This window comes from Marinobacterium zhoushanense (assembly GCF_014641945.1).
Lineage (GTDB): Bacteria > Pseudomonadota > Gammaproteobacteria > Pseudomonadales > Balneatricaceae > Marinobacterium_D > Marinobacterium_D zhoushanense.
This window is the reverse complement of sequence record NZ_BMIJ01000007.1, coordinates 217846-230322: the sequence shown is the minus strand read 5'-3', so window position 1 is coordinate 230322 and position 12477 is coordinate 217846. Positions and strand designations below refer to the sequence as shown.

Below are 12477 nucleotides of genomic sequence, written 5' to 3'. Positions count from 1 at the left end.
ATAGGAACTAGACCGATCCCCGCTCATAGTCGGCGACCGCTATACGGTCACGGCCAGCCTTTTTGGCATCGTAGAGTGCCCGGTCGGCACGCTCGATCAGGTCGGCTGGCTCATTGGCAGTGGAGGGCTTCAGCGTTGCCACCCCCAGGCTGATCGTCAGCCGCTCTCCCAGTGGCGAGTCGCCATGCATCAGCGCGCTGTTGGCGACCGCATCGCGCACCCGGTTGGCCAACACCAGCGCCCCTTCGGCCGCCGTCTCCGGCAGCACGCAGACAAACTCCTCGCCGCCATAGCGGGCCGCCAAATCGGCGGGACGACTCAACGCAGAGCCGATCAGTGCCGCAACCTGTCGCAGGCATTGATCGCCGGCCGGGTGGCCGTAGTGGTCGTTGAACGCCTTGAAAAAATCGATATCGATCATCAGCAGCGATACCGGCTGGCCGGCGCGGGCCGCACAGCGCCACTCGCGCGCCAGGTAATCCTCGAAACCGCGCCGGTTGGCGATATTGCACAGCGGATCGGTGATCGCCAGTTTCGCCAACAGGTCTCGGTGGCGCTTCAGTTCCAGATGGTTACGCGCCCGGATCCGGGCGATATCGATACTGACCGGCTTGGTCCAGTAATCCACCGCACCCATCTCCAGGCCGCGCCGCTCATCGGCCTCGGTATCGCGTCCGGTCAGGAAGATCACCGGCACCTGACGCAGAGCCGCATCGCGCCGCAACAGCTCCAGCAGCCGGTAACCGTCCATTTCCGGCATCATCACGTCCAGCACGATCAGGTCCGGCGCATCCTGCTGCACCAGTTGCAGCGCTTCGTCGCCGCTGCGGGCGAACAGCACCCGATAGTCGTTCAGGAACGCCTTGATCAGTACTTTCAGGTGGTGGATCTCGTCGTCCACCAGCAGAATGGTTTGCCGCTGAATCATCGCCTACTACCCGCTACACCGCTGTTCATCGCGCGCTGCCCAGGCCAACAAGATCCGTCGCGCCTCGTCGAACGCCAACTCGTCCAGCAGATGCGCCAACCGGGACAGCGGCTCGGGCAGCTCACCGTCGACGAAATGGTCACAGAGCCGTTGATAACTCGCGTACGCATCCAGATCATTGCTCGCCAGCAGCTCGATCAGTCGCTGGACCTCCGCTTCGACCTGAGCCCGTTCGCCGATCGGAATCGCCGCCCTCTTTGTCGACCGCTCCCCGCTCGGCTCCGGGTCTCCCTGCGCTTGAAGATCAGCCAACGAAGCCGATACCCGCCCCAGTTCGGCCTGCACCTTGGCCGCCAGCGGCTCGACCCGCCCGCGCTCAGCGTGCCGAATGGCGTGCTCCAGTTCTCGCGCCGCCGACGCCAGGTCATTGGCCGCGATCGATGCCGCCATACCGAGCAGGCTGTGGGCGGCCAGCTCCGCAGCGGCCTGATCCTCCGTTGCCAGCGCCTCGCGCAGGCGCTGCTCGCTCTGCCGTGCCGTGCTCGGGAACGCCCGCAACATGTCGTGATAAAAGGCCGGATCGCCACCCATCCGAGCCAGCCCCTCGACCAGCTCAATCCCGTCCAGCTGCTCCGGCAGCGCGCCGCCGGCACGGGTCGCTGCCGGCACCGGGTCGGCCGCCGACAGCGGGTCGATAGTCGCTGCGGGCCGATCGGGACGCGACGGCGCCCAGTGCAGCAGAATCGGCCAGAGCCGTGCCAGATCGATCGGCTTGCCCAGATGATCGTTCATGCCGCTGTCCAGGCACTCCTGGCGCTGGGACGCCATGGCATGGGCGGTCATCGCGATAATCGGCAGTTGCTCCGCACTGTAGCGTTCACGGATTCGGCGCGCCGCCTGATGGCCGTCCATCTCCGGCATCTGCAGATCCATCAATACCAGGTCGAAGTAGCCGTCTGCGGCCTGTTCGACCCGCTCCACCGCCTGACGGCCGTTCTCGGCGGACTCCACCTCGATCCCCTGACCATGCAGCAGTCGGTAGGCGATCTCCCGGTTCAACGGCTGATCGTCCACCAGCAGGATGCGCAGCCCCTGCAGCGCGGCTCGCTGTTCCGGTTCCAGCAGCGGGGCCGTCGTCTCCAGACCGGGTTCGATACCGCACAGCCCCAGCAGTGTATCGAACAGCTGCGAGGCGCGGATCGGTTTCTCGAGCACCGCTGCCACCCCTTCCATCGTCAGGCCACTTGCGGCATGACGGGTCATCACCACCACCCGCATTTCGCCGGCAGCGATCGGTCCGGCCTGGAGCTGTGCCAGCGTGTGCCGGAAATCGGGCGCTTCGATCCCATCGTCCAGCAGCACCAGATCGTATGCGGGGCGAGCGTCCTCGCTCTGCAGCCCCTCCTTCGGTTCGGCCTTCAATTCGGCCTTCAATTCGGAAAGCAACTCGGCACCGGTGGCGACCTGCCGGTGCTGCAGCCCCAGCGTGCTCAGCTGTTCGCTGCAGGCGTCCCGGCTCAGCGGTTGGCTATCCGCCAGCAGGATGCGACAGCTCAGCAGCGCTTCCGGCACCCGGAAGTCCTGTTGGCAGTCGATCGGTTGGCACTCGAAGGGCACCCGGAAACTGAAGGTGCTGCCCAGGCCCGGTTGGCTGCGTACGGAGATCTGGCCGCCCATCAGCCCGACCAGCGTCTTGCAGATCGCAAGGCCCAGGCCGGTACCGCCGAAGCGGCGTGTGATCGAGCTGTCGGCCTGCTGGAACTGCTGAAACAGCCGCGACAGCTGCTGCTCGTCCATGCCGATACCGCTGTCGATGATGTTGAACTCGAGTTCCACCCGATCGCCCCGCCGCTCGGCCAACGAGACGACGATCCGGACATGCCCCTGCTCGGTGAACTTGACCGCGTTGCCGGCCAGATTGACCAGTACCTGGCCGAGCCGCAACGGATCGCCGATCAGCGCCCGCGGGATCTGCGGCGGCAGGTTTATCACCACCTCCAGCCCCTTGTCATGGGCACTGCCGACCAGGATATCGGTGACCGTGTCCATCACCTCGCTCAGACTGAACGGCACCTGCTCCAGTTCGAGCCTGCCCGCTTCGATCTTGGAGACGTCGAGAATATCGTCGATCACACGCAACAGATGGCGGGCCGAGTTGTGGATCTTCTGCAGGTAGCGGCGCTGCAGTGCGGTCGGTTCGGTCTGCTCGGTCAACCTGCCGAAGCCGATGATGGCGTTCAGCGGGGTGCGGATCTCGTGGCTCATATTGGCCAGGAACTCGCTCTTGGCCCGGTTCGCCTGCTCTGCCTCACGGCGCGCCAGGTCCAGCGCCTGCTCCGCGCGGTCGCGCGCATCGACAAACACCGAGAAGGAGTGGCCCATGCTGGCGATCTCGTCCTGGCCACGGGTTGGAATGGCGACCGGCTCTCCGGCCACATGGGCCAGCATCGACCGGTTGAGGAGGTTCAGGCGACCCACGATACGACGACCGATATAGAACACCCCAAGCAGGGTGAAAGTCAGCATCAGCGCGGCAACCAGCGCCACCGCCACCATCGCGGTCTTGGCGATCTCTTCATGACGTCGAGAGGCCTGCTGCGCCGAGTGCTTGAGGTCGAGATAGTAGTTGAAGGTGCTGCCGGTCAGCTTCTGCGCCAGCACACGGGTCTGGCGGGCAGTGGACAGGGTTGCCCGTTGGCTCTGCAGGGTCGGTGCGCGCTCGTCGAACACCTGCGTCACCAGCGTTTTCAGTTCCGCCCTGCGCTCGTTCAGTTCGGGGCTTGGCAGCGTGGCTTGGTCGATCGTCTGCAGATTGACCTCGGCCGCCCGACGCAACTGATACAGCTGTCCGGGCCGCTCACTGCTCAGCGCCGTTGCGGCATAGCCCAACGCCGCCAGGGCGTGAGCGGCGACCGCCCGCAACCCATCGTCAGTGCCATCGGCCAGTTGTTCCCAGCCCTCCGACTGGCGGTAGAGCCGATCGGGTATCTTCAGGCGCCGCTCCTTCAGTTGGCGCTCTTCATGGATGCGGCGGCGCAGTTGCACCACGCTGTCGAAATACTCCTGCTGCCAACGTTCAGCCCCGCTCAGCGAAGCATCACCATCGGTCTCGTCCTGCTGCAGTCGCTCCATGACGCTGTCGTAGATCCGCATCAGGTCGGCATCAGTCTGGCTTTCGTCGGCCTGGCTGCGATCCACCCCAAGCATGCTCTCGAACACCTCGGCTGCGATCACCTCGGCATCGCGGGTCAGCTCGGCGGCGGTCATCGCGCGGTCGAAATGGGTGCCCGACAGCTCCTTGAAACCCCGGTACTGCTCGAACAGGACGTAGAACACCACCGCGATCGACAACAGGCTCAGGCCGAACACGCCGACGAACGCCAGGTTGAGACGAAAGCTGACGCTGCGTCCGTACGACAGCCGCGGCAGATCCGGCGATGCGGTGCCATCCCGGGACAAGCGCGAGGAGTACGGTGGACGCGGGTGGCTCATGACGGTTGCGTGACTCCTATACGGCTTAGAGTCTGTTTATAGACCTTTAGAGCGATTATGCCAGCCTACCCGGCGAGTCGACTACCAGGATCGCCTGCATCATGCCGAGGTCCTCGTGGGTCAGGTTGTAACAATGGGACACGAAGGTACCGGTGTAGTTTTCGAACCGGGTGCGGAAACGGATCCGCTGGAACGGTGCCAGGTTGACCCTGTCCAGCGGAATCAGCCAAGGATCCTCACAGGAGAACAGCAGGCCCGGTTATTTGAACGGCGGCGCAAACAGTAGCCCGCCCCGCGACCAGAGCCGGTTCAGGCCGCGTTCGACCCCGATCGGGGTATCTGGCCCAAAGTGGCGATCATAGATCTCGCCATAGTTGCCGACCGCCTTGATCGCCCGGTAGGCCCAGGCCTTGTTCAGCCCGAGCTGAGCCCCGATGTCGCCGCTGTTGCCCAGCAGGTTGTCGACCTCGGCGTCGTGTTCGCCGTTGAGATAGGAGTCGACATTGTCTTGGGTGATCCCCTTCTCCTCGGCCAGAATCACCGCATGCACCACCGAGCGCACGATCCGCGACCACTGCGGATCGTCGTTGCGCACCGTCGGGCCGATCGGCTCGCGCGAGACCACATCGGGCAGAATCAGATAGTCGTCCGGATTGTCCGCCCGATTGGCGCGGTTGGTGGCCAGGTTCATTCGGTCCGCGCTGTAGGCATCACAGCTGCCGCGGAAGAAGCTGTCGCCGTTGGAGAACAGCACCTTGGCGTCAAGCCCGTGCTGCTCGTTCAGTTGCATCAGGTTGCGATGGGTGGTGGTGTTCTCGGTGACGCAGATCGACTTGCCCTTCAAGTCATCGAGCTGCCCTATGCCGGAGCGCTTTCGAACCAGAAAGCCCTGACCGTCGAACAGGTAGATAGTGGGAAACTCGACGTTGTAAGTGGATTCGCGACCCAGCGTCCAGGTGGAGCTGTACATCACCACGTCGGTCTTGTCCTCCACCAGCGACGTGAAGCGTGTCGTGGCGCCCACCTCAACATACTGCACGAAATCGGGGTTGCCGATCACCGCGGCGGCCACCGCCTTGCAGAAATCCACATAGAAACCGGCCCAGACGCCGGAGGTTGTAATCGCGCTGCGCCCCGGATCGTCCGGGTAAACGCCGCAGCGCAGATCACCGTTGCTCTGCACCCGCTGCAGGGTCGAGCGTGCCGCGTCGGCGTTGGTCTCGGCAGCCGCTACCGGCAGCGACAGCAGCGCCAACGCGCCGAACGCGCCCCACATGCCGCGCCGAACGCTGCCCGACAAACTACGCATCGCCTTGATGTGTTTGACTCGCCCCTCTTCCGCTTTCACCCGGACCTCCATCTATCCCTGAATCGTGAACAGTCATGTATCCCGACTGTACGACGATTCGACCGGAAAACAAGAGGTGTTTTATCGGGTTACCCTGGCTATAGGGTCATTTTATTAAGAAGTATTTACGACTGTCGCAGTTCACCTCTTGGCAGGAAACGGCCAAGCCGACCCAGCAACAAAAAAAGTATCAGCAAGCCAAGCGCATAGAACATCTGCAGTCCCAACGTGAGCAGCGTCAGCGCGCACAACAGGGTGCCGACAGCAGCCGTCCAACGCCAGAGACCGGGCAGCAGTACCCAGCCCGCCGCCATGCTGAAAAGGTAGACCAGCACGAAGTTACCGTTGGCGTACTGGATCAACTCGGCGATAGGGATCGACTGCCACCAGGCCAGGATCGTGAACAGGGCGCAGGCCACGATCACCAGTGTCAGCGCCCGTGCCGGGACGCCATGTGCGTTGCGCGCCGCCAGGGGTTGCGGCAGCTTGCCCTCGTCGGCCAGACTCCAGACCAGGCGGGCGAAGCCCTGAAGGTAGATGTTGATCGACGCGAAGCAGGCTAGATAACCGACCAGCGCCGCCACACCGCTGATCCGCTCGCCCCATAGTTGACCGATCAACAGCGGCAGCGAGCTGACGTCGGTCCGCTCGTCGCCGTAGACACCGAAGCCGAGCACTGCCGCCGAGAAGCTCCAGTACACCAATCCGGCCAGCAGCACGCCGATCAGCAGCGCGGGCAGGAAGTCACGCTGCGGATTGCGGAACTCCTCGCCCATGTGGGTAAACGCCTCGATACCGACAAAACACCAGAACATGACCGCCAGCGCGGCCGGCATCGCGTTCCAGTTCAGATCATTGAGGTTCGGCACCGGCAATTGCACGCCAGACGACCCGGCACCCCACCAGATCGTGGCGACGGTGGCGATGATCACCAGCGCGATGATCGTCTGCACCCGGCCGGAGGCGCGGGCCGGACGCTGCCCCAGCAGATAGATCAGGCCGAGGGTGGCCAGTTGGATCAGCAGTTCCTGAGTGACATCGAGCGTTAACAGCGCATGCCAGAAACCGCTGGCCATCTTCAGCGCCGCCGGCAAACCGACCGGGATCGCCGCCAGGAACAGAAACGCGGAACTCCGCTCCATGCGGCCACCAAAGGCCCGTCCAATCAGCGACGGGGCGCCGCCAGCGTGGGGAAAACGCTTGCCGAGCTGGGCAAAGGTAAACGCGATCGGCAGCACCAGCAAAATCAGCAGCAGCCAGGCCCAGAGTGAAGCGCGGCCCGCGAGCGTGGCGGCAACCGCCGGCACGATGAAGATGCCGGTGCCCAGCAATGAGGTGGTCAGCAGGCCGACGCCCTGCAGCAGGCTCAACTCTTTGGATAAACGACTCATGATCGGATGCTCTCAGCGGCACAGCCTGGCGGGAAGGTTATCCCCCTCGGGGTGTGCACAGGTGGTGGTAACAGGCACCATATAGTAAGCCGCCAGGGGCCGGCGGTTAGCTGGCAAAGCGGCGGATTTCGCCTGCAGTTCGACGGATCTGAGCGACGATCTGCCACCGGCAGCCAAAAAGAGCGATCATAGGCCGTTGGAGGGGAGCATAAGGAACCCCCAAGAGGTAGCTAAGGAGCATCGTGGACAAGTTCGACCAACAGATTCTGGCCCTGCTGCGCAACGACGCGCGGATCCCGACCTCACAGATTGCCCGCGAGGTAAATCTGTCACGCACTGCGGTCAGCGAGCGGATCCGCCATCTCGAACAGCAGGGGATCATTCAGGGTTACCACGCCCGCGTGGCCACGCACGACCGTCCGGCGGTGCACGCCTTTCTCGAGCTGGTCTATCGAAACAGTCGATGCGAAGAGTACGTCGCCCAGATCCGCACCATCCCGGAGGTTAAGCGCTGCTGCGGCATCAGCGGCGAAACCGACATGCTGGTCTATGTCGAAACCGCGACAATGGAGCGACTGCTGGAGATCCGGGCGCTGATCGAGAATCTGCCCAAGATGGTACGGGTGAAGACCCACATCATCCTGAAGGAGTGGCAGATGTAAACGAAAACGACTCGCATTCATGCGGCAAAAACCAACCTGTTTACTATACTACTCGCGCATCAGTTTATGCTTGGAGAGATCCAATCGGAGTGCGATATGCGATAGCGCAAGGAGCAGGGAACTATGGCGTTTGAACAGATCAGAGCCTCGGAATTGCTCAAGCAGTTTCAGATCAGCGAGTCGGACCTTCAACTTATCCGCGAATTCGGCCAACTGCCTCAGATCGATGTCGACAACCTGATCGAGGATTTCTACGAGTGGTTGCAGTACCAGGGTTGGTATCGCGATTTCTTCTCATCCGGTGTACCGCCGAGGGTCAAGTCGCTGCAAGGGGATTATTGGCGGGACTTTCTCAAGGCCGAGGTTGACGAAACCTACACGGAAAGACGCATCACCATCGGCAAGGTACACGCGTCGATCAACCTGCCGGTATCGGCCTATCTGGCCGGAATGAACTTCTGTCAGGTCTGGCTGGGGAATCACGCTCGCCGGCAGATCAAGCAGAGCGACAAGCGCCTCGAGTTGATCACCGCCATCGGCAAGCTAGTGCAGCTCGATGCCAATATCGTCATGCATGTCTACGCCTGGCAAAGCATGGAAACCATTCGCCTGCAGGGCGAACTGACCAACAAGATCGTGACCGAAACCGCCCGGGTCGTGAATACGGCAGCAACCGGCGATTTCAACGTCCGCTACATCAGTCAGCAGCAAGAGGATGGTTTGGAGCAGCCGATCAACCAGTTGATCGAGAGCCTGGGACTGGTCGCCAGCCAGGCGCGGGAGATCGCCGAGGGTAACTACGATATTCAGGTCCGCCCGCGTAACGACAAGGATCAGCTCGGCCTGTCGATGAACCGCATGGTCTCTTCTCTACAGGATATCGGTCGGGTTGCCGAAGCGGTCGCCCAGGGCAACTACGAGGTCGGCCTGGAGCCAAAGGGGGAAAAGGATCGGCTGAGCCGGGCACTGAACCAGATGGTCGACAACCTGCGCCGTTTCAGTGTCGACAGCGAGCGGGAAAAGTGGTTGAAGACCGGCATGGCAGACCTGGCGATGGTGGTTCGGGGCAGCCTGGATATCACAGAACTGACCGACAGAATTCTGCGCTTCCTCGCCGACTACCTGCAGGCCCAGGTCGGCGTTTTCTACGTCACCCAGAGCGATGGCGCACTGGAACTGGCCTCCAGCTACGCCTTCACCCGCCGCAAACACCTTTCAAACCGTATCCAGCCGGGCGAGGGTCTGGTCGGTCAGGTGCTCAAGGAGCGCAAGCCGATTCTGCTATCCAATGTGCCACGCGACTACATCGCCATCAGCTCGGGTCTCGGCGAGCAGGTACCCGGCAACATTATCGTGCAGCCGGTGGTCTATGACGGCAGGGTCACGGGGGTCATCGAACTGGGTTCCTTCGGCACCTTCAGCGATATTCAACTGGAGCTGCTGGAGCAGGTCGGCGAGACCATCGCCATCAGCATCCGCTCCGCTCAGGACCGGGACACCATGCAACAACTGCTGGAAGAGTCGCAGCAGACGGCGGAGGAGCTGGAGGCTCAGCAGGAGGAGCTGCAGGCCGCCAACGAGGAGCTGGAGGAGCAGGCCCAGGCGCTGAAACGTTCGGAGGAGGAGCTGACCTCGCGCAAGGAGTTGCTGGAAAAATCCAACCGCGAACTACAGCGGAAGACCGCTGATCTGGAACGGCAGAAGGCGGAAGTCGAGCAGGCGCGAGCCGAGTTGCAGCGCAAGGCGGAACAACTGGCGATCACCAGCCGCTACAAGTCTGAATTCCTGGCCAACATGTCCCATGAGCTGCGCACCCCGCTCAACAGTCTGCTGTTGCTGTCGCAGTCGCTGGCCGACAACAAGGAGGGCAACCTGAGCGAAACGCAGGTGGAAGATCTGCGCGTCATCCATGAAGGCGGCAGGTCGCTGCTGCTGCTGATCAACGACATCCTCGATCTGTCCAAGGTCGAGGCGGGCAAGATGCAGATCAGCAGCGCCAAAGCCAACCTGACGGCGCTGAGCGACAGGTTGTCGAGTCAGTTCAAACCCATCGCCCAGCAAGGCGGGGTGGAGTTCCGGGTTGAGATGGCGGCCGATCCCGAGCTGGAGATCCATACCGACGAGCAGCGGCTGGAACAGATCCTGCGTAACCTGCTCTCCAACGCCTTCAAGTTCACCCACAGCGGCAGTGTCCGTCTGCTGATCGAAGCGGTCGATGCCGGTCTGGCGTTCCGGGTGATCGACTCCGGCATCGGCATCGCGGCGGAGAAGCAGAGTGCGATTTTCGAAGCCTTCCAGCAGGCCGACGGCTCCACCAACCGCGCCTACGGCGGCACCGGACTGGGTCTGACCATCTCCCGTGAGCTGGCCGGCCTGCTCGGCGGCGAGATTCACCTGCACAGCGAACCGGGCCAGGGCAGCACCTTCAGCCTGGTGCTACCCCGTCGACCCGCGCTTGAGCCCGCACTAACGATCGGCCGGTCCGGCAACGACAGCGACTCCACCCCGTTGCCCGCAGCCGCACACCACGCCGCGCTGACAGCGGAATCCGGCGGCACCGTCTCTGTCACACCGCCGCCCGGCAATTATGTGCTGATAGTCGAAGACGACCCCCAGTTTTCCAGGATCCTGGCCGAAATGGCGGAGCAACGCGGTTTCACCAGCCTGGTCACCGACAAAGGCAAGGCAGCGCTGAAGCTGGTGCTCAGCCACGAGCCCAAGGCGGTGATCCTGGATATGGGACTGCCCGACACCGACGGCCTGCAGGTACTGGAAGCACTCAAGGCCTCGCCCCACACCCGCGACATACCGGTGCATATCATTTCGGCCCGCGACGAAGACCTGCAGACGCTGCAAAAGGGCGCGCTGGGTTTTCTCACCAAGCCCGCCTCTGTCGAGGAGCTGGACCAGGTATTCACCCGTTTCGAGGCGTTGCTCCAGCGGGATATCAAGCAGTTGCTGCTGATAGAGGATGACAGCGGTGCCTGCCGGGCGATCCGCCGACTGCTGGAGGACAGATCCCTGGAGATCCATACCGCCCAAGATGCTGAACAGGCGATCGAGACTCTCAAGCGGCAGCATATCGATTGCTGCGTTCTGGATCTCAGCCTGCCGGATATCAGTGGCTTCGCGTTTCTCGAACGGGTGGATCGCGACCCGGAACTGCGCATGCCACCGGTGGTGGTCTACACCGGCAAGGAGTTGAGTGAAGAGGAGTACAAGCGGTTGATGGGATACACCAACCGCATCGTGATCAAGGATGGTCGCTCGCCCGAACGATTGCAGGAGGAGGTGGAACTGTTCCTGCACAGCGTCCACCGGGGCTTACCGCCCTCCCTGCAGCAGGGGCATGAGGTGATCAAGGCGTTGGACCTCAACGGCCGCAAGGTCCTGGTGGTCGATGATGATCTGCGCAACACCTACGCCCTGGCCAAGGTGCTCAAGGAGCACGGCTTGAAGGTCAGCCTGGCCGACAACGGCCAGTTGGCGCTGGACAAGCTGAAGACCGAGGAGGATGTGGAGCTGATCCTGATGGACATCATGATGCCGATCATGGACGGATACGAGGCGATGAAACGGATTCGCGATCAGATCTCCCAATCGGTACCGATTATCGCACTGACCGCGAAGGCGATGGCGGATGATCGGGACAAGTGCATCGAGGCAGGCGCCAACGACTATATGCCCAAACCGGTCGACATCAACAGCCTGCTGTCGATGATGAAGGTCTGGCTATACCACTAGGGGGCGGACGATGCAGGGCAAGACAAATGTCGCCGAGATTGAACTGACCGCCCTGTTGGAGTGTCTCTACCAGCATAGCGGTTACGATTTTCGCCACTATTCACGCAGCTCGGTGCAGCGCTGTCTTGCCCAGCATCTGCAGGTTGAAGGGTTGTCCTATGTGTCGGAACTGATCCCGTTGGTCCTGTATCGACAGGATGCCTTGCAGCGCCTGCTGCAATGTTTGTCGGTCAATGTGACCCAGTTCTATCGCGACCCCTTTTTCTTCCGGGCGCTGCAGGAGAGGATCTTCCCGGTGCTGAAGACCTTTGCCTTTTTCAAGATATGGCATGCCGGCTGCTCCAGCGGAGAGGAGGTCTACTCCCTGGCGATACTGCTCGACGAGGCGGGCCTGCTTGATCGCGCCCGCCTCTACGCTACGGACTTCAACCACGGCGTCCTGGCCAAGGCCAGGGAGGCGGTGTTCGCGGAGGAAGACCTGGATACACGGCAACAGGCTTACCGAGAGTCCGGCGGACAGGGGGTGCTGAAACAGCATTTTCATTGCCGGTACGGCGTGGCGAAACCGGCAAAGCACCTGCGTGAGCACATTACCTTTGCCCACCACAATCTGGCCAGCGATGGCGTATTCGGAGAGATGCAGTTGATCATCTGCCGCAACGTGATGATCTATTTCGACCGGCAATTGAAGAAACGGGCCCTGACTCTGTTCCACCAGAGCCTCTATCCGCTCGGATTCTTTTGTCTGGGCGACAAGGAGAGCCTGGACCGGGAGATGGAAAGCGCTCATTTCGAACTGGTGGACAAGAGGGCTCGTATCTACCGCAAGCAGTCGGTCAACATGGAGAATCTCGCTGTCGAGCATGCCGGCATGTTCACTGAGCCAGAGTGAGTGTACAGGGCATCGATCGC

The 12477-nt window shown here is 62.2% G+C and carries 8 protein-coding genes; 3 read left to right on the top strand and 5 right to left on the bottom strand.

Annotated elements, in window-relative coordinates:
* Positions 1 to 7: 7 nt before the first annotated feature.
* The 5 genes from IEX40_RS17130 to yjeH form a co-directional block, all read right to left on the bottom strand.
* Entirely contained in the window at positions 8 to 928 is a 921-nt protein-coding gene (locus IEX40_RS17130) for a diguanylate cyclase (protein ID WP_188750497.1), read from the bottom strand.
* A gap of 6 nt (positions 929 to 934) precedes the next feature.
* The gene (locus tag IEX40_RS17125) at positions 935 to 4420 is read right to left on the bottom strand and encodes a hybrid sensor histidine kinase/response regulator (RefSeq protein WP_188750495.1); all 3486 of its coding nucleotides are present in this window, start codon (positions 4418 to 4420) and stop codon (positions 935 to 937) included.
* A gap of 55 nt (positions 4421 to 4475) precedes the next feature.
* The gene (locus IEX40_RS22280; protein ID WP_373286490.1) at positions 4476 to 4622 is read right to left on the bottom strand and encodes a multicopper oxidase domain-containing protein; all 147 of its coding nucleotides are present in this window, start codon (positions 4620 to 4622) and stop codon (positions 4476 to 4478) included.
* Between the two features lie 57 nt (positions 4623 to 4679).
* On the bottom strand, positions 4680 to 5768 hold the full coding sequence (locus tag IEX40_RS17115) for an amino acid ABC transporter substrate-binding protein (RefSeq protein WP_229680809.1): 1089 nt from the start codon (positions 5766 to 5768) through the stop codon (positions 4680 to 4682).
* A gap of 125 nt (positions 5769 to 5893) precedes the next feature.
* The gene (gene yjeH, locus IEX40_RS17110; RefSeq protein WP_188750493.1) at positions 5894 to 7159 is read right to left on the bottom strand and encodes an L-methionine/branched-chain amino acid transporter; all 1266 of its coding nucleotides are present in this window, start codon (positions 7157 to 7159) and stop codon (positions 5894 to 5896) included.
* 242 nt (positions 7160 to 7401) lie between these two features.
* Between yjeH and IEX40_RS17105 the strand changes: the two genes are divergently transcribed.
* The 3 genes from IEX40_RS17105 (at position 7402) to IEX40_RS17095 (ending at position 12457) form a co-directional block, all read left to right on the top strand.
* Positions 7402 to 7821, top strand: coding sequence for an Lrp/AsnC family transcriptional regulator (locus IEX40_RS17105; protein WP_188750491.1), 420 nt, complete (start codon positions 7402 to 7404; stop codon positions 7819 to 7821).
* 123 nt (positions 7822 to 7944) lie between these two features.
* On the top strand, positions 7945 to 11565 hold the full coding sequence (locus IEX40_RS17100) for a response regulator (protein WP_188750489.1): 3621 nt from the start codon (positions 7945 to 7947) through the stop codon (positions 11563 to 11565).
* Between the two features lie 10 nt (positions 11566 to 11575).
* Positions 11576 to 12457 (top strand): CheR family methyltransferase, encoded by an 882-nt coding sequence (locus tag IEX40_RS17095; protein ID WP_188750487.1) that lies wholly within the window; start codon positions 11576 to 11578, stop codon positions 12455 to 12457.
* Positions 12458 to 12477 lie beyond the last annotated feature (20 nt).